Here is a 22,217-nt window from a genome sequence, read left to right on the forward strand (position 1 = left end):
GGGGACGTGATGAAACGCCCCCCGCGCGGCTATCCGACAGACCACTCCCGTACGAACCTGCTGCGCCACCGTTCTCTGATCGCCGCCCGTCCCCTTGGCTGCGAGGAGTGGCTGCACACCCCCGAGGCGGTCGACCGAGTCCTCTCGGCCGCCGCTGACCTGGACGCCCTGCTGATGTGGCTGGTCCGTCACGTGAAGCGCGCCGCCTGACATCACGAGGGCCCCGCGCGGCACGGGAGGAACCAAACCCGTGCCGTCGGTAGGCGCGGACTGGGGCGATGCCCCCGCGCAGCGCTTCCCGGACCGGGTGTTCGCGTTCGATGAGTTCGGGCCGCTCGGGATTCGGCCCACCGCAGGGTCGTGCTGGGCCGAGCAGGGCCGGCCCGAGCGGCATCCCGCGACCTACCACGCACCCACGGCGTGCGCTACTTCCATGGCTGCTACTCGGTCGGCGACGACAGGCTGTGGGGCGTCAACCGCCAGAAGAAGGGCGCCGCGAACACCCTGGCCGCGCTGAGGTCGATCCGCGCGGCCCGCCCGGACGGCGCCCCGATCTACGTGATCCTGGACAACCTGTCCGCCCACAAGGGCGACAAGATCCGGCGCTGGGCGAAGAAGAACCGGGTCGAACTGTGCTTCACCCCAACCTACGCGTCATGGGCCAACCCGATCGAAGCCCATTTCGGACCGCTGCGGCAGTTCACCATCGCCAACTCCAACCACCGCAACCACACCGTCCAGACCCGCGCCCTGCACGCCTATCTACGCTGGCGCAACGCCAACGCCCGCCACCCCGACGTGCTGGCCGCTCAACGCCGCGAGCGGGCCCGCGTCCGCAGTGAGAAGGGCATCCGCTGAGGCGGACGCCCCGTCCCTGAAGCCGCGTGACCTTCGACCCCAGGCCTCAACGATCAAGGCCCAGCGCATTGGGAATGCCCCGGATCCAGGCGGCCCGGCCCGGCTCTTCCGCGGCGATGCGCTCCAGCACCTCGATGAACCGCCGGCGCTCACCCGAATCCATCCTGCCGAGCTCATGGGCGATGCCTTCCAGGGTGCTCAACGCCGAATGCGAGTCATGCCCCACCGCGACGAGATCCTCCAAGGTCGCCATCGCCGTCAGAAGGGCCCTGACCACTTCGTCTCCCTGAACCACAGCTTCGCCCTCTTCAACACGACTGATCACGAGACGATGCTGCCACCCGCACAGGTGTCCAGACATCATCAGTGCCAAAGCCTCACGACCGCTCACGCCGTTCGGTCGAACCCCATCCGACACCGTGAACGTTTGCGGTCAGAGCAGTAGACCTGGCGGGGATGCACCGAGAGCTGAGACAACCGCAGATGAAGCAGCGTGAGACACCGCGAGAAGTCGCAGGTCACAGCCTCGGCGTATGCAACGAAGCACGAGACCCTACAGTGATGTAGCGTCTCAGATTTCGTGGCACAGTCTCATTCGATCTTGGCACATGACGGCATATCCGTGAGACGCGCAGGTCAGGAGCCTGCTCCGTCTCGAACCCGCCGAGGAAGTGCCACGTTTCGTGAGACTGAGCCGTGTGCCATCGCTGTGAGACAGCTTGAAAGCCACTGGTCAGAGGCCCGGCCCGTGCCACGGGACCTACATGACTGTAGGGTCTCAAAAGCCTTGGCAGAATCTCACGGCAGTTGGCAGATGGATGGCAGAAATGCCACTGCCATGAGACTCGCAGTTGTCCTGTCGCACTGAAGCTGTCGGATTCTCACCGTGTCGCATGCGGCGCGTGTCGGTTCTCATCCAATCGAGGCATCCGCTCGGGCTGGAGTGCTGGCGTCGGCTCATATCCGGTGGGCTACGCTGTGCGGCTATGAATACCGGGACGGCCTTGCGCCACACACGGATCGGTGACCCGGGGCTCTTCTGAGCGCCGTACGGGCCGTTTTGGGCCCGCTGTTTGATCGAGGCTCTTGCGCTGCTGCGCGGGCTCCGCCTCCGTCGTGTTGATCACAGGCTCTGCACATCAACCACGACAGGAGTATTCATGCCCACCAAGACGCTGCGGATTCCCACGACGGACGGCCAGGCCGACGCCTTCGCCGCCTTCCCCGACCACAGTGAGCGGCACCCAGGGGTACTGATGTACGCGGACGGCTTCGGCATCCGGCCCGTGCTGCGGGAAATGGCTCGCGAACTGGCCGGGCACGGCTACTACGTGCTCGTCCCCAACTCCTTCTACCGGCACGGCCCAGCACCGCTGGTCGAGCTTCCCGAGTACATCGGAGGAGAGGTCCGGCCCGCGGTCTTCGCCCAGCTGATGCCCCTGATCGAGGCGCACACCGCCGAACGTGTCCTGAGCGACGCCGACGCCTACCTCAGGTTCCTCACCACCCAGCCCGAGGTTGGCGCCGGACCGGTCGCGGTGACCGGCTACTGCATAGGCGGCCTCTACGCGATGCGCACCGCCGCGGCCCACCCCGACCAAGTGGCGGCCGTCGCCGCGTTCCACGGTCCCGTGGGTGTCGATGGGGCCAACCTCTTCTCCAAGCTCACCGCCCAGGTCCACCTCGGCCACGCCGAAGGCGACATGACACCTGAGGCCCTCGGCGAGCTCAACCAGACTCTGGATGCGGCAGGTGTCGGCTACACCTCCGAGATCTACCCCGGCACCATCCACGGCTTCACCATGTCCGACACCGATGCTTTTAGCGCCTCCGGACTGAAGCGCCACTGGGATCGCCTGCTCCCCCTTCTGGACCGCACCCTGGCCAACAGCTGAGGCTCCAGCCCGGAAACCAAGCCTGAAACGGCCGCAACCAGCAGACGGCATGGCGAGCCACACCGATGTCTCCATGGCCGTGGCCCGCCTCTATCGCGAACGAGACATCTGCAAAAGCCAGGTCGCTTGAGAACCCCGAGCCTCCGCGGTCGCAAACGACCTGGCATCCCAGCTCGTCAACGGCCCACCATCTGACAGCTGCAGTCCGACAGGACACAGGTCAAGCCGCCCACTCGTATGGGTGATTGGGCTCTGATGCTGGTGCCCTGGTAGAAGCCCGCTGACACCTTGGGCTCACGGGGCATCGCTCGTGGGCTTCGGGGTGTGTGGTGGGGGAGATCGCCGCGACGGTGAGAGGAAACACCCATCCAAGCCGTGAGACAGCGGGAAGCTGCTCAGCGCCTCGTCTCGTACCTGGTCAGGACCACGCCGCCGGGAAACGTCCGCGTCTCCACCAGGTTCAGGTTCACCCGGCTGTCCAGCGCGGTGAAGAACGGCGTGCCGCCGCCCACCAGGACCAGATGGGCGGCGATCATGTACTCGTCGATCAGCCCGGCGCGCATGGCCGCCCCGGCGAGCGTCGCACCGCCGATGTCCATCGGGCCGCCGTCCTCGGCCTTGAGCCGGGTGATCTCGGCGACCGCGTTGCCGGTGACCAGGCGGGTGTTCCAGTCGACCTTGTCGATCGTCGAGGAGAACACCACCTTCGACATGTCCCGCCAGCGGCGCGCGAACTCGATCTCCGCCGGGGTGGCGTTGGGCTGCTGGTCGCCGGTCGGCCAGTAGGAGCTCATCGTCTGCCACAGCTTGCGCCCGTACAGCGACCTTGAGGGCGCCTCTCAAGGAGCTCCGGGTCCTGAAGAGCGACCTGGCCAAGCTCAAGGAAATCGCCGAGGACCCGAACATCCCTGCAGACCAGAAGGACTCGAGGCGGACAGCGCTTCGCGAGCCTTCCGGTAATTGGGGGAGCATCGAGTACTTCGAGGAGAACGTCCAGATGGCCGCTCTCGAGCTGGTAGTCCACTCGCTGAAGTGGCCGGCGTCAGGCGGCGTCGCCCTGCATTCGCAGCTGGGGTGGAAGCAGCGCGGCGCGCGCCTCGTTCGCCGCGGTCCGGGCGGTCAGCCACAGGGCGAGGTCGGGGCGTTCGGCGCGGGGGCAGACAATGTGGTGGCTGATCCGGCATGTCTGTGCGGGGTGAGGTTCGTCGTCCTGGGAGTTCCAGGCGGTGCCATTGGGGTCGAGGGACCAGCGTTGCCGGGGCGGCACGGTGTGCGCGGCAAGGGGTTCGGGGTCTTCGGGTTCGAGGCGAATCCAGCAGCGGTAGTAGGTGGGGTGGATGTCGCCGGCGAGTCCGCAATCAGGGCAGGCGGGTCCGGGTTCCGGTCCGGGGATGGCCCCGTCGGCAAGGGCCTGCTCGTAGTCGGCGGCTTGTTGGAGTTCAGCCCACTCTTGGGCGGTCTGCGGTGTTCCGGTGTCCCCCATACTTCACAGGGTCCGGACGGGCCGTCAGGGCAGGTAGGGCACGATCCGGACGTGCCGGGTGGGGGAGAACCGCCCGGGTGCGCTACAAGGCGCCACACGAGGCATACGGAGCCGTCGACCGCCCCACGCGGGATGGCTGACGCGGCGGCTACCGCGACCCTGATCGAACAGTCAGGTCCCAGTTCCTTCCGCGCCTGACGCCCTCGCGTTCGTTCCAGACGTGGTTGGCGCTCAGATAGAGCGTCAGGCCCTTCCCCCAGAAGAGGAGCAGCTCGCCGACGCCCAGCTGCCCGAGGAGGTTGCGGTACATCTGGGCACCGCGGTTGAACTCTCCGCTCTGATTTCCACCGAGCCACTGGAGGGCGCCGGGGCAGGTGAACACGGGAACGCGCCTGTATCCCTTCCACTCGACAGTCCGAGCTGCGCCTGGGCCTGGACGAGCGCCTCCAGGCCCCCCTCGAGCTGGCCCCGCTCATCGACCCCAACCAGCACTCCTGCGGCACCGTCTACCCGCACGGGCACCGCGAGCTCTCCCACCCCGAGCAGGACATCTACCTGGTCGGCATGAAGTCCTACGGCCGGGCGCCCACGTTCCTGGCCATGACCGGCTACGAGCAGGTCCGCTCCGTCGTCGCCGCCATCGCCGGGGACACCGAGTCCGCCGACCGCGTCGAACTCACCCTGCCCGAGACCGGAGTGTGCGGCGGCGCTGGCCTGTTCGACGACCCCGCCAGCGAGCAGGGCGAGAGCGGCGGCTGCTGCACTCCGGAGCCTGCCGTTGTGCAGATCGGCGTCGGAGCCGCCGCTGCCCTCACCGTTGAGGAGTCGTCCTCGGACGGCTGCTGCTGATTCGCCCCATTGCCCCGGCCAACCGCCGGGGCGCTACCACCCCGCGTCAGGAGGATCGTCATGTCCCGAGTACAGCTCACCCTGCGCGTCCCTGACCTGAACGCCTCGATCGCCTTCTACAGCAAGCTCTTCGGTACCGAGCCGGCCAAACTCCGCGACGGCTACGCCAACTTCGCCATCGCCGAACCCCCGCTCAAACTCGTCCTCATCCAAGGCACGCCGGACGAGAACACACGCATGGACCACCTCGGCATCGAAGTCGACACCACCGAAGCCGTCCACACGGCCACCAGCCGACTCGCAGGCCAGGGGCTGGCGACCGACGTCGAGAACGACACCACCTGCTGCTACGCCCTCCAGGACAAGGTCTGGGTCCACGGCCCCGGCCAGGAGCCGTGGGAGGTGTATGTCGTCAAGGCCGACGCCGACTCGATGGCCAAGCAGAAAGGCAGCACCTGCTGCGTGGACCCGGCCGTCGCCGAAGCAGGCCCTGGTACACCGGTCGAGGCAGGCGGCTGCTGCCCGTGACCGAGCTCGACGCCCGCGGGGCCGCGACCGGAACTGGGGACCGGTCGCGGCCCCGCGCCGTACTGCCCGCGCTGTGCGCCACCCAGATCACCAGCTGGGGCATCGTCTATTACGCCTTCCCGGTGCTCAATCCGGAGATCACGGCGACTACCGGCTGGCCCGTCGGGGCGACCACGGCCGCGTTCTCCGCCGCCCTACTGATCTCCGCCGTCGCCGGGATACGCGTCGGCCGGATCATCGACCACCGTGGCCCCCGCACCGTCATGACCGCAGGATCTGTCCTCGGCGTCCTCTCCATCCTTATCGTCGCCGCCGCCCCCAACCTGCTTGTCTTCTTTGCCGGTTGGATTGTGGCCGGGTTCGCAATGGCGGCCACCTTCTATCAGCCCGCATTCGCCGCCCTCACCCGCTGGTGGGCCCCCGACCACGTCCACGCCCTCACCATCGTCACCCTGGCCGGCGGCCTCGCCTCGACGGTCTTCGCACCCCTCACCGCCGTACTCGCCGACCACCTCTCCTGGCGGACCACCTACCTGGTTCTGGCCCTGATCCTCGCCGCCGTCACCATCCCCGCCCACGCCCTCGCCCTCAAGGCACCATGGCCGAAGGCGGCCTCCGCGCCTGCCCACGCCACAGGCGGGGCGGGCCAAGTGGCCCGGAGCCGACCGTTCTGGATGCTGGCCACAGCCCTCACCCTGTCGGCGTTCGCCGTGTACGCCGTCGTCGTCGCCCTCGTCCCGCTCCTCCTGGAGCGTGGTCTCACCACCGCGCAAGCCGCCTGGGCCCTTGGCCTGGGCGGCGCCGGACAGACCCTCGGCCGCACCCTCTACGCATCCCTCGCCCGCCGCACCGCAGTAACCGCCCGCACCGTGGCACTCATCGCACTGGGCGGTGCCACCACGGCCGCACTCGCGATCGTCCCCGGTCCATATGCCCTGCTGGTCGTACTGTCCGTCGCGGCCGGGATGGTCCGCGGCAACCTCACCTTGCTGCAAGCCACCGCCATCGCCGACCGCTGGGGCACCACCCACTACGGCCGCCTCTCCGGACTCCTCGCCGCCCCCACGACCGCCGCCTCCGCCCTTGCCCCCTTCGCCGGCGCGGCACTCGCCTCACCGCTGGGCGGCTACCCAGCCCTCTTCGCAGCGCTGGCCCTCCTCTCCGGCATCGCAGCCCTGGTCGCCGTCAAGTCAGCACCGACCAACACGCACGTCGCTGACCGATGACCGGTACGGATCGCAGACCATGCCAGGGGCGAACTACCGGCCGTGACAGGTCACCTCGGGCTACCCGCTGATCCGCCGATCGGGGGACTGTCGAGGGCCCTACGGTGCGACACACTGGGGGCGTGGATGAAGACCTGGATGAAGATACGAAGTCCTATCTCGCCTGAGCGGAAGGCTTATCCAGCGAAGAGCTGGACGCCGAGATCGCCCTGCTGGAAGCGAATGAGGCCCGGATCGCCAGGGACTGCGCAGACCTGGCATGGTAGAAGCTGATGTTCCGGGCCTTCTCTTCTGCACCGCCCCCAGCCGGGATGGACTGAGAAGCGATTCCCAAACCGGAAGGCAGGGGGCTTGCTCGAACTGTCGTCCAAGCGGGACTCGTTCGGGCGATCAAGGCTCGGCCGTGCATAGCAGCAGGGCCTCTTGAACATCTCGGTGGTGTCGAGTCAGCCGAGGACAAGTGGCCCTGATGTCCCGCTGTGTCGCTCCGCACCTTCCTCGTCCACTTCCGGTGCACCGACGTGTGACTGTCTTGTCGGCCAGGTCTGTGGCGCATGGTTGCGAACCTGGGTGGCAACGGAGACCACCCGGATTGATCGGTGCGGCCGCCTGGTAGGCGGACAATGATCGCCCCTGGATATTCTGTGAATATGAGATCGATGGATCCGTTCCGCGACCTAGCCCGCGACCAGGGCATACCCCAGGACGAGGTCGAGCGGTGGCTCGATGCAACCGTCCGTCCGTGCGCGATGCTGGGCGCAGGGGAGCCGACCGACGGCCCGATGGTCGGACGGCTCGGCGGGCTGCCGCCGATGCCCGAGGACGAGCCCGTGCCGGACTTGCCGTTCCTCGCCTCGGTCGACCTCGCGGCCATCCCACCGGGCGCGACGGACCTCCCGTTGCCGAAGGATGGCACGCTGCTCTTCTTCGCGGACACATCTGAATCTACCCCGTGGACACGACGCGACTGGTCCCGGCTCGTCTATGTCCCGGTTGGCAGGCCGGTCTCCGAACGCGGTCCGGGCGATGAGTGGCCGCCGCAGGTCCACTCGGCCCATGATCTCTATCTGGTGATCGATCCCTCGCTGCCCAACCGCGGCGACTACACCGAGGAGTTCCCGCACGGTGAGGAGATGGGCGAGGTGTGGTGGGAAACCTCCGACGATGTACAGACGGGCGGATCGGTGCAGATAGGCGGCTACCCCTGGGTCTGGAACAACGATCCCGTCACGGACTACGACCACGGCCCGGGCGACTGGGTGCTGCTCGCGGAGATCGGGGCGGACGACGGTGATCTTCTGGGCAGGGTCCACTGGGTGATTCGCCGGGACGACCTGGCCGCTGGCCGTTTCACCCGGGCCCGGGCCTGCTACGACACAGTCGGCTGACGTTGTAGGTGCCGAGAACCACATCCGTGCTGCTCACGCTGAATGTTGGTACTCGTGCAAGATGCCGCCGAGGCGGTCGCGTCGGTGGACGTCAAGGCGGACGAGCCGGTCGGGGTCGGTGATCGGTTCGGGCAGCCGGCGCAGGGGTGCGGCGCCGGCGAGGGTGCGGTGCGGGCGGTGCGCGTTGTAGAACGCCTCGTACTCGCGCAGGGCGTGCAGCAGGTGGGCATGGTCCCAGATCAGGGTGCGGTCGAGGAGTTCAGGCCGGCACGAGCGGATCCAGCGCTCCATGATCGCGTTCATGCGGGGCATTCTCACCCCGGTTTGCACGACCTTGATTCCCTCCTCGGCCAGGACGCCGTCGAAGCCGGCCGGGTAGCGCACGTCGCGGTCCCGGATCAGGTATTTGATCTTCGTTCCGGCGTCCTGGATATCCATGGCCAGGTTCCTCGCGAGTTGGGTGACCCATGCCGCGGTCGGGTGGGCGGTGACGCCAAGGACCCGCACGCGGCGGGTGGCGTGTTCGATCACCGCGAGGACGGTCAGGGTCGTTCCGGTGAGGGCCTTGGTCTCGAAGAAGTCGGCGGCCAGGATGGCGTCGGCCTGGGAACGCAGGAAGTCGGCCCAAGTGGTGTGCCCCCGTTCGGGTGCGGGCGGGATGCCGTGTTCCTTGAGGATGGTCCACACGGTGGAAGCGGCGACCTTGATGCCGAGCGCGGCGAGTTCTCCGTGCACGCGCCTGTAGCCCCATTCTGGGTTCTCTCGCACGAGGCGCAGGACCAGGGCGCGGATGGAGCGGACGGTGCGGGGCCGACCCCGGCGCTTGGGGCGGGAGGCCTTGGCGTGGCGTCGGCGCAGGAGCTCGCGGTGCCAGCGCAGCACAGTGTCAGCGGAGACGATCAAATGGATTTGACGAAGCCGCACCTGGGGGAGGCGGTGCAGCAGTGCGGCGAGCAGCGCCCGGTCGGGCCAGGTCAGATGTGGCTTGCCTACCTGCCGCTGCAGCACGACGAGTTGGTGGCGCAGCGCCAGGATCTCCAGATCCTTCTCCCGATCGCCCATCGGCAACAGTCGTATGAAACTGAAGGCGGTCGACAGGGCGAGGTACGGCAGTCGCAACAGCACAGTTGAGCATCCTCGCAATCGGTCCAGGCGTGCTCCAAGAAGCCCTCCCCGCGCGAAAGGCTGACGCATCAGCTGCACAACGCTGACCCCGGATCAGGCCTGTGACCAGCACGGATGCGATATTCGGCACGTACACGATCTTGGTGGCTAATCCCAACTGTCATGCAGCGAGGCGGAGTTGGAGTCTGGCGAGGTGGCTGTGGTTAGTGCGGTCGAGAGGGTGGCCGTTCCACCAGGCGTTGAGTCGGATGAGGTTGAGGGCGGTGGCGCTGGTGGTGTGGTCGAGGTGGGTCTTGGCAAGGCCGCGGTAGCGGGCTCGGCGCAGGCCGGTGGTGTGGGTGGCCTGGCGGATGGCGCCCTCGACCCCGGCGCGGAGCGCGTAGTCGCGCTGCCAGGTTCCGTCCTGTTGCTGGGCGCGGGCGGTGCGGATGGTCTCGGTGAGCTCACGGGGGTAGAGGCTGAGCCGGCGGCCCTTTCGTGAGCTGGTGCACTGCTCCTTGGCCGGGCAGGGGATGCAGTCCAGGGCGGCGAAGGCAGCGACGGTCTTGGCCACGCCCTCCTGGACGACGTCGTTCCAGGTGGCGCTGATCTTTCCGGTCGGACAGACGGCTCGCTTGCGATCCCAGTCGATGGTGAAGTCGTCTGCGGCGAAGCCTTGTTGGGCCTTGGCCTGGCGGGAGGTGTCGAGCAGGACCGGGGTGACCAAGGCGATGCCGTAGTCCTTGGCGGACGAGACGATCAGGTCGGCGCTGGGGTAGCCGGAGTCGAGGTAGTGCCGGGCGGGCAGCAGGTGGCGGTGGCGAAAGGCCTGGTGGATCGTGTCCAGGGCTTTGCTGTCCGGCAGGGTGGAACAGGTGGTTGTGACGTTGGTGATCAGGTTCGGGCGGGTCGGCCGGTCGCCGTCGGCCTGCGGGTGGCAGGTCTCCGAGACGTGCAGCTTGTAGCCGTTCCAGAACAGGTCACGCTTGGCGGACCAGCGAGTGTCGGTGTCGTAGGGAGAGGCCAAGCGGGCCGGGGCGGGCGGCAGGCCGTCGCCGCCGCTCCCGGTCCGCTCGCGCTGCCGGATCCGCAGCCTGCCGGCCCGGTCGGCGGTGCGGGTGTAGTTCTGCACCAGCACGCACCGCAGGGTCTGCACCGCGGGCAGCTCGCGCAGCCACCCCGGCGAGGCGGGCGCGTGGAGGGCCTGCAGCAGCGTGTAACCGTCGGCGGCGTAGGCGAGCGCGAGTTCGTGCTGCTTGGTCTTGGAGGCAGGCAGTCGCCAGTTGTCGATCCGGTCTGCGTAGCGGTGGCTCCAGTCCTCCACCACCAGCACCTGGTCGACCCATTCGGGGCATGCGGCGGCCAGCGCGTTCAGGGTGGCGCGGACGCTCTCGCCGACCAACTCGAGTCGATTCAGATCCCGCACCGCGGCAACGATGTGCGTGGAGTCGGTGCGTTGGCTGCCGCCCGCCTGCACCAGATCCAGGGTCTGCAGGCGCTCCAGCAACAGGTCCAGTACACGTTCCTCCAGGCCGTGGGCGACGACACGCGAGCGGAACTCCGACAGCACGCTGTGGTCGAAGCCCGGATCCTCCAGGCCCAGGCCGAGTGCGTATTTCCAGGCGAGGTTCTCGCGAACCTCGTCAGCAGCCTGTCGATCGGTAAGGTTCGCGGCCTTCTGCAGCACCGTGACCAGTGCCAGACGCCCCGGTGACCAGCCCGGCTTGCCCACCTGGCCGAACGCGTCAGCAAAGGCCGCGTCCGGGAACAGCTCCCCGAGCCGGTCACGAACCTGCACCGCCAGCGGTGCCTCCCGCCTGCCCCGATACATCGCCCTAATCGCCGCCGCGACCTGCGGATCCGGCTCAGGCCAGGACTGCGGCTGCATCGACACGACACACTCCGATCCCCAAGGAATCACGACGAGATCAACGATCAGCATGATCCTATCCGCTGGAGTCGTCGTTCCTCAGCGATCAACTCCGGCTCACCGAACGTGAATTCGAATTAGCCACCAAGATCGTACACGGCTGATCTCGGCCGTTCGGACCTTGCTGGCGGGTGAGATGAGCGAGCGCTTCACCACTCGCAATGTGACGGCAATGTGCGGGGTTTCGCACGGAATGTGCCACTACCACTTCCAGGACCGGACCGATCTCATCCTGGCGGTCGTCGAGGACATACGCCCCGAGTGGATCTCCCCGCTGGAGGCGGCGGTGGCGGCCCCCGGAACGTTCGCCGAGCGCGCCGACCGCGTGGTCGATCTGCTCGGCCGGCCCGAGGGCACGGACCTCGCGCATCTGCACTCGGCGCTCCACTGGCACGCATTGAACGACGACCGGGTGCGGGAGTCCCTGGAGGCGGAGTACCGGCGCTGGCGCACCGCTTTCGTCGGTCTGTTCCAGGTTCTGGCCGACGAGAAGGGCGGGCACCTCGATCCCCAGCCGCTGGGCGAGGCCGTCGCCGCGGCCGTCGACGGGCTGGCCGCCGTGGAGTCACTGGACGCCGGGGTCGATGCCGGTTCGGTTCTGCGGACCCTGATCTTCGCGCTCGCCGCAGGGGCCTGAACCGGTCATGGGCCGGCTACAGCGCCCGGCGGGCGGCCGCGATCAGTTCCGGGTCCCAGCCGGGGCGGGGGACGGACTCCAGGAGAAGCCGGGTGTAAGGGTGTTGCGGTGCGGCGAGCACCTCGGCCGTGGGGCCCGCCTCGACAACGGCACCGTGGCGCATGACGACGATCTCGTCGGTGACGCACCGGACCACGCCGAGGTCGTGGGTGATGAACAGGTACCCGACCGCGGTCTGCTCCCTGATGTCGGCCAGGAGGTTGAGGATCTGTGCCTGCACCGACACGTCGAGTGCGGCGACCGCTTCGTCCAGGACGAGTACGGCGGGCTCGACGGCCAGGGCCCGCGCTATGGCCACGCGCTGGCGCTGCCCGCCGGAGAGTTGACGCGGCAGCGCGTCGGCGGCGCGTGTTCCAAGGCCCACCTGGTCGAGGAGCTCACGTATGCGCTGTGCGGGGTCCCTGTCGGGAAAGTGGAGACGCAGCGTCTCGCGGAGGGCCGCCTCGACGCTCGTCCTCGGGTCGAGGGAGAGGTAGGGATCCTGGAAGACCATCTGGACCTCGCGGGCCCGGGCGAGACGCCGTGACCGGCCTCGGTCGGCACTGCGGTCACGCCCGGTTCTGGACCGGCCGCGGACCAGGACCTTGCCGTCGTCGGCCTGCTCCAGGCCGACGACTATCCGGGCCGTGGTGGTCTTGCCTGAGCCGGATTCGCCCACGATGCCGAGGGATCCGCCCTCCAGCAGGGTGAAGGACACGTCATCCACGGCGCGTACGGCTCCGAAGGTCCGCTTCAGGCCTCTGACGACCAGTACGTTCTCAGGCATCGACAGCGCTCCCTTCGAGCCGGTCACTGTGGTGACAGGCGGCCTGGTGTTCCGGCCTGCCCGGGGCGGACAGCGCCGACGGTACGTCCCGCTCACAGATCTCGGTCGCGAGGGGACACCGGGCGGCGAAGGCACAGCCGTGCAGTGCCTGGCGCAGGTCGGGAGGCTGGCCGTCGATGGCGGCGAGCCGGCCTTGGGGGCCTTCCATCCGGGGGGTGGAGGCGAGCAGGGCAGCCGTGTACGGGTGGCGGGGGTGCGCGAAGAGCGCTTCCGCGGGGCCGCTTTCGGCGATCCGTCCGGCGTACATGACATAGACACGGTCGCTGATGGCCGCGGCGAGGTCGAGATCGTGGGTGACGAACAGCAGCCCGGTGCCGAAGCGTTCGCGCAGCCGGCTGAGGAGGGCGATGACCTCGGCCTGGGTGGTGACGTCCAGCGCCGTGGTGGGCTCGTCGGCGAGCAGGAGAGCCGGATCTCCCATCAGGGCGGTGGCGATCATGACGCGCTGGAGCATGCCGCCGGATACCTGGCCGGGGTACTTCTGCAGCGCGGAGGCGTCCAGACCCACCGCCTCGAGGAGTTCACACGCCTGGGCAGTGGCCTCCGCCTGGTTCATGGCCTTGGTCAGCCGGACGCTCTCGGTGAGGAAGTCACCGATGCGGCGAAGCGGATTGATGGCGGCGCGCGGGTCCTGGAAGATCATGGCGACCGTGCCGGTGCGCAGGGCGCGTAGCTGGTCTGCGTCCATGGTGAGCACGTCGTGTCCGTCGACCCGGACGGCGCCTTCGGTGATGGCGGCCGGCGGCAGGAGGCGCAGTGCGCTGCGTGAGGTGAGCGTCTTTCCGGAGCCGGACTCGCCGACGAGAGCCACGGTCTCGCCGGCGCCGACAGTGAGGTCGATGCCGTCGAGGACCGGGCGGGCGGTGCCGGGCAGAGTGATCCGAAGCCCCTGGATGTCGAGTGTGTTCATCGGTCTCTCCTGGCGACGCGGTCGGCCCAGCGTTCCCCCACCACGTTGAACGCGACGACGGTCAGCACGATGAGCACGCAGGGCAGGATCGCGGACAGAGGGTAGCCGCGCTGGATGGCGGTCTGCCCGTCGAAGACCATGCGGCCCCAGTCGGGGGTGAGCGCGGGAATGCCCAGTCCGAGGAAGGAGAGGGCCGCGAGGTCCATCAGGGCATAGCCGAAGTTGATGGTGGACTGGGCGAGGACGACGGGGGCGACGTTGGGCAGGATGTGGCGCAGACAGATCTGGAGTCCGGAGTGGCCCTGGACCTGGTAGGCGCTGACGTAGGGGCGTTCGCGTTCGGCCAGGACCAGGGAGCGGGTCAGGCGGCTGACATAGGGCAGGTATGCGATGGACAGGGCGATGACCGGGGCGAGGAGCCCTTCGCCGTAGACCGAGATGATGAGGATCGCCAGCAGCATCCCGGGAAAGGCGAAGACCAGTTCCGTGCTGCGGGAGAGGACGGAGTCGAGCCAGCCGCCCCTCCAGGCAGCGGCCATGCCGACGGCTATTCCGGCGAGGGTGGAGAAGACGACCACTCCGAGGGGACCCAGCAGGGAAGTACGGGCGCCCAGCAGCAGGCGGGAGAGCGTGTCGCGGCCGGCCGCGTCCACACCCAGCGGATGCTCGGCGGAGGGTCCGGCGAGTGCGTTGCCGAGGTCGACCGCGTTGGGGTCGTGAGCCACCACCCAGGGCGCGAGCAGGGCTGCGGCGGTCACGAGGGCGACGAAGCCCAGGCAGACCAGGTAGAGCGGGGACCGGGCGGTGCGGATTCTGGCGAGTCCCGGCCGGCGGGTGAGGATGGCGGTCATGCGCCGGACCTCCTCGATCCGAGGGTGATCCGCGGGTCGACCACAGGAAGCAGCAGGTCGACGATGAGGTTCACGATCATGAACAGGGCGACGATGATCAGGGAGATGGCCTGGACGGTCGGGAAGTCCTTGGTGGTGGTGGAAAGCTCCAGGAGCTGGCCGACGCCACCGATGCTGAAGGCGGTCTCCACCAGGATCGTGCAGACCAGGAGGGTCGAGACGATCAGGCCCCCGGTGGTCAGGATCGTGCCCAGGGAGTTGCGGAACACATGGCGGCGGATGACCTGGCGTTCGGGAACGCCGCGACTGCGGGCGACGGTGACGTGCTCGCTGTCGAGCGCTTCGAGCATCGTGGAGCGGGTCACCCGGGCGAGCATGCCGATCAGGTAGAGCGCGAGGGCGATCGCGGGGAGGGTCAGGTGCCAGAGCTTGTCCCCGAAGCCGTCGCCGGCGCCGCTGCTGGGGAACCACCCCAGCTTCACGGCGAACAGGCCCTGGAGGAGCACGGCCGCGACGAAGGAAGGGGTGCCGACGGCGAACGTGGTGCTCACCAGGATGGCGGAATCGATGCCACCGCCACGCACGGCGCCGATCCATCCAAGGAGCAGGCCGATCACCGCAACCACAATCAGCGCCATCACGACGAGCAGCAGCGTGGTGGGCAGGCGGTCGGCCAGGAGGCGTGAGACGTCGGTGCGGTAGGTGATGGACCGGCCGAAGTCTCCCTGCACCATATCGCCGAGCCATCGCAGGTACCGGATGAAGAATGGGTCGTCCAGGTGATACTGGGCCTTGATCGCGGCGAGGGCCTCCGGTGAGGCCGAGCGGCCCGAGAGCAGGAAGCTGGCCGGGTTGCCCGGCGCCAGGTACATGGCGCCGAACACCACGAACGACGCACCGAGCAGGGTGGCGGTCATCTCCGCCAGCCGTCGTACGGCGAATCTCACGAAGTTCACTTCGCGGCCCCGACATCGGCGGCCCACGGGTAGTACATGTACGAGATGGTGGTGGGGGCGCCGGTGATCCTCTTGTTGAGGAAGACCGAAGTGGGCCACTCGGCGACCGGTATCCACAGCACGTTCTCGGCGGCGTGCTTCTGCAGCTTGGCCTCGATCTCCATCCGCTGTTCCGGCTGGTAGACGGCGGTGGCCTGGTCGACGAGCTTGTCGTAGCCCTTGTCGCTGTAGCCGGCGAAGTTCAGGTAGGCGCCCGTCCTGAAGTTCGTCAGCAGGTCCAGCGGGTCGCTGATGTTGTAGTACGAGGTGTACGGGAACATGTCGATGCCCTCGCGCGCCTTGGGGTCGGTGAACAGCGCGGTGAAGGCGTTCGGGGCGATGGTCTTGAGGCGGATGTCCAGGCCGATCCGAGTGCCGGCCGCCTGGACCGCAGTGGCGAGGAGAGAGACGTCCTGGCCGATGGGACTGGTGGCCATGGTCAGCTTCTTGCCGGTGGCACCGGCCTGCTTGATCAGCGCCTTGGCCTTCTCGATGTCCTGTTTCGCGGGCGGCAGCGCATCAAGGGCAGCCTTCCGGGTCGGCTCCGAGGCTTCGGCCCAGACGGCCCGGGGGGTGATTGAGTTGGTGCTGGTGCCCGCGCCGGCGAGGCCCGTCTTGACGAACCCGGACCGGTCCATGGCCAGGGACAGCGCGCGACGGACTCGGACGTCGCCGAGCAGGCCCTCCATGTTGGTGACGTTGACGTTGACCGTGGTCAGGCCCTCGCCGAAGTACAGGGTGCCCACGCCGCTGTCGCGCAGGCGGCCGTAGCTCTCGGTGGGTATCAGGTAGCCGCCGTCGGCCTCCCCGCTGAGCATGGCGTTGGTGCGGGCGGACGGGTCGGTCAGGAACCGGAACACGGCCTTCTTGGACTTGGCCTTCGTCCCCCAGTAGCCGTCGAAGCGGTCGAGCTCGATCGACTGGCCCTTGCTCCACGTGCCGAGTTTGAACGGGCCGGTGCAGGCGAGGTCACCGGTGGTGCCGTAGTCCTTGCCCGCCGCCTTGACGCCGGCCCTGGAGGCCACCACACCCGCGGCGGTCGCCATGTACTGCGGGAACTGCGAGTCGGGCTTCTTCAGCTTGACGGTGACCTGCAGCGGTCCGGTCTTCTTCACGGAAGCGACGTTCTGGAAGACCTGGGCCCAGGCGGCGGCGTTCTTCGGGTCCATCTGCCGGCCGAGGCTGAAGACCACGTCGTCGGCCGTCATCTCCTTGCCGTCGTGGAACCGCACACCCGAGCGCAGATCGTAGACCCAGGTCGTGGGGTCAGGGTTCGACGCCTTCTGCGCCAGGCCCGGCTCCATGGTGAGCCCTGGCGTCCAACGCATCAGGCTCTCGCACACGTTGGAGAGGATCGTGTTCTGGGGGTAGTCGAACGCCACGGTGTAGTCGAGCGTGGGCGGCTCGGCGTAAGTGGCCCAGGTGAAGGAGTCGATGTCCCCCTTGGCCTTGGGCGTCTGCTTGGACAGGGTGAAATCGTCGGAGGCGCCCCCGCCGTTCTTGGGCGGTCCGGAGCAGGCCGCGAGCAGGGCCACGGAGGACAGGACGGCTGTTGCGGCGGCGAGTCGGCCGGTCAGGACGCGCGTGCGTCTGCTGGTGCGGAGTGGGGGTGTGGTCATCGTCGCGCTCTCTTTCCGTACGTGGTGACCGTATGTGAATACGGGAGGCTGCCGGACCGCGAGGACGGTCCGGCAGGAGCGGTCGGTGCGGTCAGGGGCTACGGGAGGGGACGGATGGCGGGGATCTGCTGTGTGATGCAGTGGACGCCGCCGCCACCGAACGCGATCACGGGTGCCCGCACCCCGACGACCTTGCGGCCGGGGTAGGCCGAGGCGATCACCGCGAGCGCGTCCTCGTCCTGCGGCACCCCGGCGACGGGGACGACTACGCCGCCGTTGGCGACGTAGTAGTTCAGGTACGACACCTCGACCTCGTCACCGGCGACGTCGGCGAACGCCACCTGCGGGACGTCGATGATCTCCAGCGACCGGCCCTGAGCGTCGGTGGTGACCTCCAGCACCGCGCGGTTGGCGCGCATCCGCGCGTAGTCGGGGTGGTCGGGGTCCTCGGGAAGGGAGACCACGACCTTGCCGGGTGCCGCGAAGGCGCAGACCCCGTCGACGTGCCCGTCCGTCTCGGTGTCGAGCAGCCCGCCGTAAGGAAGCCAGACAACCTTGCTGACGCCGAGCCGGGACTTCAGCTCGGCCTCGATGTCGTCCCGGCTCAGGCCCGGATTGCGGTTGGGGTGGAGCAGGCACTGCTCAGTGGTGATCAGGGTCCCCTCACCGTCGACCGTGATTGCTCCACCTTCGAGGATCATGCCGGAGTGGATGCGCTCCACCCCGAGGTGCTCCAGCAGCAGTGCGCTGACCCGGTCGTCGGCGTCGTACGGGTGGTGCTTGCCGCCCCAGGCGTTGAAGCGGAAGTCCACCCCGGCGCGGCGGCCGTCGCCATCGAGGACGAACAGCGGGGCGGAGTCACGAAACCACGAGTCGTCCAGCGGCAGCTCCACCACGGTGATCTCCGGGCCGCACAAGCCCCGGGCGTCGTCGCCGTGGCCGGGAGGAGCAACCATGGTCACCGGCTCGAACCCGGCGATGGCCCGGGCGACGTTCGCGTACTCCTCCTTGACCTCGGTCAGCACGCTGCCCCACAGATCCGGACGGGTGGGCCAGGCCATCAGGCACCCCTCGTGCTCGGACCACTCGGCAGGCATACGGAATGCAGTCATCACGTCTCTCTTCTTCTCGCCAGACGTACCGGTCGACGGCCGCCGGCCAAGCGCAAGGCCGGTTCAAGCCACAGGACGAGCACGGGGTGGGTGAATCTTCCACTCGACTGAAAATTCAGTCAAGGGAAAGGCTGTCTGGAATTCTTGCCCGCTCGACGATTCGAGACCAGGCGGGCTCACGGGGGAAGCGTCACAGGAAGTAGAGGCGGCTGAGGGAGACCTGCTGCGCCGGCTCGGACCGCAGCGGATCCCCGTCGAGGGTCACCAGCCCGCTGCGACCGTCGACTTCAATGTGCCCGAGGCGGGCGTTGTTGACCATGCTCGCCGGCCCGATGCCGCGCGTGCCCTGTACGGCGACACGGCGCCGCCTGGTGGCCATCGCGTCGTACGGTCGCCCGAAGCTCCCCGACTCGGCCGCGGCACGGCTGACGAAGGCGACCGACAGGTCCGCCGGCGCCGATCCATGCGCCCCGAACAGCGGGCCCAGTACCAGCGGTTCGCAGGTGTCGGTGGCAGCGTTCGGGTCGCCGGTGACGCCGTAGGCCGGGAATCCGGACTTGAGAACCATCTGCGGTTTGGCACCGAAGAACGGGGGGCGCCAGAGCACGATGTCCGCCATCTTGCCGACTTCGATGGAGCCGACCTCGTGGGAGAGGCCATGGGCGATGGCCGGGTTGATGGTGAGCTTGGCGATGTAGCGGAGCACACGCGCGTTGTCATCGTGTGCGCTGTCGCCATCCATGGGGCCGAGCTCGGCCTTCATCTTCCCTGCCATGGCGAACGTCCGGCGTACGGTCTCGCCGGCGCGGCCCATGCCCTGGGCGTCGGAGGAGGTGATCGCGATGGCGCCGAGGTCGTGCAGGACGTCCTCCGCGCCCATGGTGCCGGCCCGGATCCGGTCGCGGGCCATGGCCGCGTCGCCGGGGAGGTCCGTCTTGAGTGCGTGAACGGAGACGATCATGCCGTAGTGCTCGTCTATGGCATCGCGGCCGAAGGGGAGCGTGGGGTTGGTGGAGGAGCCGATGACGTTCGGGACGCCCGCCATCTTCAGCACGTTGGGGACGTGTCCGCCACCGCAGCCCTCGATGTGGAAGGCGTGGATCGTGCGCCCCTCCAGCACGGCGAGCGTGTCCTCGACGGAGAGGCACTCGTTGAGGCCGTCGCTGTGCAGGGCGACCTGGACATCGTGCTCCTCGGCCACGCGCAAGGCGGTGTCCAGGGCGCGGGTGTGGGCGCCGAGGTCCTCGTGGACCTTGAAGCCGCAGGCACCGCCCTCGGCGAGCGCCTCGACCAGCGGGGCCGGGTCGGAGGACGAGCCGCGGGCGAGGAAGCCTATGTTGACGGGCCAGGCGTCGAAGGCGTTGAAGGCGCGCTTGAGGGCCCAGGGCGAGTTGACGCCGACACCCCACATCGGCCCGTACTCCTGGCCGATGATCGTGGTGACACCGCTCGCGAGCGACGCCTCCATGATTCGCGGCGAGAGCAGGTGCACGTGGGTGTCGATGGCCCCGGCGGTGGCGATCAGGCCCTCGCCGGAGATGATGGTCGTGCCGGTGCCGACGGCGACATCCACGCCATCGAGGGTGTCGGGGTTCCCCGCACGGCCGATGGCGTGAATGCGGCCCTCTCGAATGCCGATGGATACCTTGCGGATGCCCTGCACGGCGTCGATCACGAGAACGTTGCTGATGACGACGTCGCAGGTCGCGCGGACGGCCGCGGCCTTGAGATGCAGCCCGTCGCGGGCGGTCTTGCCGAAACCGGCCAGGAACTCGTCGCCCGGCGCCTGGGAGTCGGACTCCACCCTGACGACGAGCCCCGAGTCGCCGAGCCGGACGCGGTCACCGGCCCGGGGACCGTGCACGGTGGCGTACTCATGGGGGTCTATGTGCCGGCTGCCCGGCGCACAGTGATCACTGTGCCTGGTCTGCTTGCTCATCAGTCCGTTCCTTGCACAGCAGCGGCGCCCTGCGCGCTGTCCGCGCTGCTTGTGCCCAGGTAGCCGCAGGCCGCTGCGCGACGCAGGGCCTCTTCCTTCGCGCCGGGCGCGTCCAGTGGGCCGTCGACCAGGCCCGCGAAGCCGATCGTGACGCGGGCGCCGCCGATCGGGACGAGTCCAACCTCGGCGGTCTCACCGGCGTCGAAACGTGTGGACGATCCGGCGGCGACGGCCAGGCGCATGCCGTAGGCGGCGGCGCGGTCGAAGTCGAGGCGCGGATTGGCCTCGAAGAAGTGGAAGTGAGAGGTGACGCTCACGGGGACCGCTGCCGTGTTGCGCACGGTCAGCGTCGTGACCGGCTCGGGCGCGTCCACGGTGTCCGACGCGGGCAGTACGGCCCCCGGGGCGCCGTCGTTCCGCGCCCAGGCGCCGAACGGGTCGCTAATGACAGCGAGGCGGGTGCCGTCATCGAAGACGGCCTCGACCTGGATCTCCGTGACGATGTCGATGACGCCGGGCAGGACGTCGTCGGGGCCCAACACAGTGCGGCCGCGTTCGAGGGCAGCGGCCAAACGGAGCCCACCACGCGCCGCTTCACAGACGGTGTCCGCGATCAGTGACGTCGCCTCCGGAACGTTGAGCCTCAGCCCCCGTGCGTGACGCGTCCGTGCGAGCTCGGCGGCGGTGAACAGCAACAGTCGGTCACGCTCGGTGGGAGTCAAGGGCACGACGGCCCCCGACCCACGTCACCGGCGGACACGTCGGTCGAAAACATGGTCTTCATTCCTTCTCCGGAAGGTCGGCAGGACGCCGGCAGGGATCGCCGCGCGGGCGCGGGCAGATGTTTGCCGAGGCCGCACCGCTGCAGATGCGCAGAAGCGGGCGGGCGAAGATGGCCCGGCTCCAGCCCTCTAAGTGGCCCGTGTGGCTGAAATGGCCGCCGGAGGAACCACTGTGACACTGACTGAAAAATCAGTCAATACATCGGGTGAAGCGATGCGAGCCCTTCCGGACACAGGTGCCTGGGTCCTGCTGCGCCCCGCCGGCCCCACGGAGGTGGGCGTTGCCCGGCATCCGTGCGCTCCCTGGGAGGTGCGCTAATTCTGTCCCAGCCGCGCCAGTTCGGCATCGATGGCGCCCCGCATCAGGGCACGCGCGTGGTCGATCCGGATTCCGCCGCTGAGCCAGCGCATACTCAGGCCCTCCAGAAGGGCGGTGAGCCGCTCGGCAGCTGCGGCGAGTGACGACGCCGACGCCATCGGCTGCACCTGGCCCAGCAACGCGGCCACCTCCTGCGCCCACACCAAGGTCGCCCTGGCGAGATCCTCGCGCAGTTCCTCGTCGAAGACGGCGCTCGCCCGCAGCTCGCCCCAGGCCGAGCTGTTCTCCCTCACCTCGACAGTGTCCTGGAGTTCCAGGAGCAGAGTGTCGTCGAGCTCTTCGCGGGGGCTGAGCGGTGGGGCGTCCGGGTCGCGACTGGTGGTGTAGCGCTCGGCGCGGGTGTTGATGAACTCGAGCGTCTGGCGCAGGATCCCGGTGCGGTCCTTGAAGTGGTAGTAGATCAGCGCGGTGGACACACCCGCCTCGACGGCGAGCTCCTCCACGCGCAGCCCGCGGACCCCGCGCCGGGCGATCACCCGGGCGGCCGCTTCGAGGATCTGAGTACTGCGAGAGGCCATGACCCGAACCCTACCGGCCCTGCTCGGCCGCGTGTTCGCAGCCCGGGGCCGGGCGTTCGGGACAGTCATGGCCCGGCCCCGGCGGGCGGCGACGGGGGCGTCCGGGTGCGTTTACGATTCGGACACACCACCACTGGCGACGGTTGAGCTGGACGACGTTCAGGTGAGGGCACTTGTCTGCGCCATGCAGTTGGTCATGCCGTCGGCGCGGCTGTCGCGGAACTGAGGGCCGACGACTGGCACCTTTGCTCAGGGACCTGACTGGTTCCCCAGGGCCTTTCTGGCAGGCGATGCGCTCGGAAGGGTGCTTCACGCTCGCCTGCACCCG

Annotated in this window: 20 protein-coding genes and 3 pseudogenes; 8 read left to right on the forward strand and 15 right to left on the reverse strand. The window is 68.5% G+C overall.

Translation table 11 applies throughout. From position 1 onward, the window contains the following. Both ACFU8W_RS44745 and ACFU8W_RS44750 read left to right on the forward strand, forming a co-directional pair. A partial coding sequence (locus ACFU8W_RS44745; RefSeq protein ID WP_384050771.1) for a DUF2461 family protein occupies nucleotides 1-210 on the forward strand: 210 nt, incomplete at its 5' end. Nucleotides 211-292: 82 nt separating this feature from the next. Next, nucleotides 293-858: pseudogene (locus ACFU8W_RS44750) on the forward strand (transposase); the annotation flags it as partial. A 46-nt stretch (nucleotides 859-904) separates the two neighbouring features. Here ACFU8W_RS44750 and ACFU8W_RS44755 read toward each other — a convergent pair. Continuing rightward, nucleotides 905-1,183, reverse strand: coding sequence for a hypothetical protein (locus ACFU8W_RS44755; RefSeq protein ID WP_384050774.1), 279 nt, complete (start codon nucleotides 1,181-1,183; stop codon nucleotides 905-907). Nucleotides 1,184-2,018: 835 nt separating this feature from the next. Here ACFU8W_RS44755 and ACFU8W_RS44760 point away from each other — a divergent pair. Further along, a complete protein-coding gene (locus tag ACFU8W_RS44760; protein ID WP_384050777.1) occupies nucleotides 2,019-2,753 on the forward strand; it encodes a dienelactone hydrolase family protein in 735 nt (244 codons plus the stop codon). 395 nt (nucleotides 2,754-3,148) lie between these two features. Here ACFU8W_RS44760 and ACFU8W_RS44765 read toward each other — a convergent pair. The 3 genes and pseudogenes from ACFU8W_RS44765 to ACFU8W_RS44775 all read right to left on the reverse strand — a co-directional run. Then, a pseudogene (locus ACFU8W_RS44765) lies at nucleotides 3,149-3,592 on the reverse strand (dihydrofolate reductase family protein); the annotation flags it as partial. 203 nt (nucleotides 3,593-3,795) lie between these two features. Next, the gene (locus ACFU8W_RS44770; RefSeq protein ID WP_384050780.1) at nucleotides 3,796-4,236 is read right to left on the reverse strand and encodes a DUF6083 domain-containing protein; all 441 of its coding nucleotides are present in this window, start codon (nucleotides 4,234-4,236) and stop codon (nucleotides 3,796-3,798) included. Nucleotides 4,237-4,384: 148 nt separating this feature from the next. Next, a complete protein-coding gene (locus ACFU8W_RS44775) occupies nucleotides 4,385-4,618 on the reverse strand; it encodes a hypothetical protein (protein ID WP_384050783.1) in 234 nt (77 codons plus the stop codon). Nucleotides 4,619-4,653: 35 nt separating this feature from the next. Here ACFU8W_RS44775 and ACFU8W_RS44780 point away from each other — a divergent pair. The 4 genes and pseudogenes from ACFU8W_RS44780 to ACFU8W_RS44795 all read left to right on the forward strand — a co-directional run. After that, nucleotides 4,654-5,085: pseudogene (locus ACFU8W_RS44780) on the forward strand (flavoprotein); the annotation flags it as partial. A gap of 60 nt (nucleotides 5,086-5,145) precedes the next feature. Beyond that, entirely contained in the window at nucleotides 5,146-5,613 is a 468-nt protein-coding gene (locus ACFU8W_RS44785) for an ArsI/CadI family heavy metal resistance metalloenzyme (RefSeq protein ID WP_384050786.1), read from the forward strand. Then, nucleotides 5,610-6,839 (forward strand): MFS transporter, encoded by a 1,230-nt coding sequence (locus ACFU8W_RS44790; RefSeq protein WP_384050789.1) that lies wholly within the window; start codon nucleotides 5,610-5,612, stop codon nucleotides 6,837-6,839. Before ACFU8W_RS44785 ends, ACFU8W_RS44790 begins: the two co-directional genes overlap by 4 nt. Nucleotides 6,840-7,489: 650 nt before the next feature. Continuing rightward, the gene (locus ACFU8W_RS44795; protein WP_384050749.1) at nucleotides 7,490-8,227 is read left to right on the forward strand and encodes a DUF1963 domain-containing protein; all 738 of its coding nucleotides are present in this window, start codon (nucleotides 7,490-7,492) and stop codon (nucleotides 8,225-8,227) included. A 33-nt stretch (nucleotides 8,228-8,260) separates the two neighbouring features. Here ACFU8W_RS44795 and ACFU8W_RS44800 read toward each other — a convergent pair whose 3' ends face one another. Next, the gene (locus ACFU8W_RS44800) at nucleotides 8,261-9,352 is read right to left on the reverse strand and encodes an integrase core domain-containing protein (protein ID WP_384050792.1); all 1,092 of its coding nucleotides are present in this window, start codon (nucleotides 9,350-9,352) and stop codon (nucleotides 8,261-8,263) included. A gap of 160 nt (nucleotides 9,353-9,512) precedes the next feature. Continuing rightward, complete coding sequence (locus ACFU8W_RS44805) at nucleotides 9,513-11,273, reverse strand: IS1182 family transposase (protein ID WP_384050795.1); 1,761 nt, start codon at nucleotides 11,271-11,273, stop codon at nucleotides 9,513-9,515. A gap of 124 nt (nucleotides 11,274-11,397) precedes the next feature. On the opposite strand from ACFU8W_RS44805, the gene ACFU8W_RS44810 reads away from it, so the two are divergent. Next, entirely contained in the window at nucleotides 11,398-11,898 is a 501-nt protein-coding gene (locus ACFU8W_RS44810) for a TetR/AcrR family transcriptional regulator (protein ID WP_384050798.1), read from the forward strand. 16 nt (nucleotides 11,899-11,914) lie between these two features. On the opposite strand, the gene ACFU8W_RS44815 is transcribed toward ACFU8W_RS44810, so the two are convergent. The 9 genes from ACFU8W_RS44815 to ACFU8W_RS44855 form a co-directional block, all read right to left on the reverse strand. Continuing rightward, complete coding sequence (locus tag ACFU8W_RS44815) at nucleotides 11,915-12,724, reverse strand: ABC transporter ATP-binding protein (RefSeq protein WP_384050801.1); 810 nt, start codon at nucleotides 12,722-12,724, stop codon at nucleotides 11,915-11,917. Then, nucleotides 12,717-13,694 carry an ABC transporter ATP-binding protein gene (locus tag ACFU8W_RS44820; protein WP_384050804.1) on the reverse strand — a complete coding sequence of 326 codons (978 nt, stop codon included), beginning with the start codon at nucleotides 13,692-13,694 and terminating at the stop codon, nucleotides 12,717-12,719. The genes ACFU8W_RS44815 and ACFU8W_RS44820 overlap by 8 nt, the downstream gene beginning before the upstream one ends. Continuing rightward, nucleotides 13,691-14,545, reverse strand: a complete 855-nt coding sequence (locus ACFU8W_RS44825; protein WP_384050807.1) for an ABC transporter permease — start codon at nucleotides 14,543-14,545, stop codon at nucleotides 13,691-13,693. Before ACFU8W_RS44825 ends, ACFU8W_RS44820 begins: the two co-directional genes overlap by 4 nt. Continuing rightward, nucleotides 14,542-15,501, reverse strand: a complete 960-nt coding sequence (locus ACFU8W_RS44830) for an ABC transporter permease (RefSeq protein WP_384050810.1) — start codon at nucleotides 15,499-15,501, stop codon at nucleotides 14,542-14,544. Before ACFU8W_RS44830 ends, ACFU8W_RS44825 begins: the two co-directional genes overlap by 4 nt. Then, complete coding sequence (locus ACFU8W_RS44835) at nucleotides 15,498-17,159, reverse strand: ABC transporter substrate-binding protein (RefSeq protein ID WP_384050813.1); 1,662 nt, start codon at nucleotides 17,157-17,159, stop codon at nucleotides 15,498-15,500. The genes ACFU8W_RS44830 and ACFU8W_RS44835 overlap by 4 nt, the downstream gene beginning before the upstream one ends. A 98-nt stretch (nucleotides 17,160-17,257) precedes the next feature. After that, nucleotides 17,258-18,271, reverse strand: coding sequence for an agmatine/peptidylarginine deiminase (locus ACFU8W_RS44840; protein WP_384050816.1), 1,014 nt, complete (start codon nucleotides 18,269-18,271; stop codon nucleotides 17,258-17,260). A 190-nt stretch (nucleotides 18,272-18,461) separates the two neighbouring features. Continuing rightward, entirely contained in the window at nucleotides 18,462-20,210 is a 1,749-nt protein-coding gene (locus ACFU8W_RS44845; protein ID WP_384050819.1) for an urease subunit alpha, read from the reverse strand. Then, nucleotides 20,210-20,938 carry an urease subunit gamma gene (gene ureA, locus ACFU8W_RS44850; RefSeq protein WP_384050822.1) on the reverse strand — a complete coding sequence of 243 codons (729 nt, stop codon included), beginning with the start codon at nucleotides 20,936-20,938 and terminating at the stop codon, nucleotides 20,210-20,212. Before ureA ends, ACFU8W_RS44845 begins: the two co-directional genes overlap by 1 nt. 369 nt (nucleotides 20,939-21,307) lie before the next feature. Then, nucleotides 21,308-21,889 carry a TetR/AcrR family transcriptional regulator gene (locus ACFU8W_RS44855; RefSeq protein WP_384050825.1) on the reverse strand — a complete coding sequence of 194 codons (582 nt, stop codon included), beginning with the start codon at nucleotides 21,887-21,889 and terminating at the stop codon, nucleotides 21,308-21,310. Nucleotides 21,890-22,217 lie beyond the last annotated feature (328 nt).

Source organism: Streptomyces sp. NPDC057565 (genome assembly GCF_042801455.1).
Lineage (GTDB): Bacteria > Actinomycetota > Actinomycetes > Streptomycetales > Streptomycetaceae > Streptomyces > Streptomyces yanii.

Coding starts and splice junctions, on each gene's coding strand:
- ACFU8W_RS44825 (WP_384050807.1), bottom strand. CDS start 14,545: ATGACCGCCATCCTCACCCGCCGGCCGGGACTCGCCAGAATCCGCACC.
- ACFU8W_RS44815 (WP_384050801.1), bottom strand. CDS start 12,724: ATGCCTGAGAACGTACTGGTCGTCAGAGGCCTGAAGCGGACCTTCGGA.
- ACFU8W_RS44785 (WP_384050786.1), top strand. CDS start 5,146: ATGTCCCGAGTACAGCTCACCCTGCGCGTCCCTGACCTGAACGCCTCG.
- ACFU8W_RS44770 (WP_384050780.1), bottom strand. CDS start 4,236: ATGGGGGACACCGGAACACCGCAGACCGCCCAAGAGTGGGCTGAACTC.
- ACFU8W_RS44820 (WP_384050804.1), bottom strand. CDS start 13,694: ATGAACACACTCGACATCCAGGGGCTTCGGATCACTCTGCCCGGCACC.
- ACFU8W_RS44840 (WP_384050816.1), bottom strand. CDS start 18,271: ATGACTGCATTCCGTATGCCTGCCGAGTGGTCCGAGCACGAGGGGTGC.
- ACFU8W_RS44760 (WP_384050777.1), top strand. CDS start 2,019: ATGCCCACCAAGACGCTGCGGATTCCCACGACGGACGGCCAGGCCGAC.
- ACFU8W_RS44845 (WP_384050819.1), bottom strand. CDS start 20,210: ATGAGCAAGCAGACCAGGCACAGTGATCACTGTGCGCCGGGCAGCCGG.
- ACFU8W_RS44835 (WP_384050813.1), bottom strand. CDS start 17,159: ATGACCACACCCCCACTCCGCACCAGCAGACGCACGCGCGTCCTGACC.
- ACFU8W_RS44855 (WP_384050825.1), bottom strand. CDS start 21,889: ATGGCCTCTCGCAGTACTCAGATCCTCGAAGCGGCCGCCCGGGTGATC.
- ACFU8W_RS44810 (WP_384050798.1), top strand. CDS start 11,398: ATGAGCGAGCGCTTCACCACTCGCAATGTGACGGCAATGTGCGGGGTT.
- ACFU8W_RS44805 (WP_384050795.1), bottom strand. CDS start 11,273: ATGCTGATCGTTGATCTCGTCGTGATTCCTTGGGGATCGGAGTGTGTC.
- ACFU8W_RS44795 (WP_384050749.1), top strand. CDS start 7,490: ATGAGATCGATGGATCCGTTCCGCGACCTAGCCCGCGACCAGGGCATA.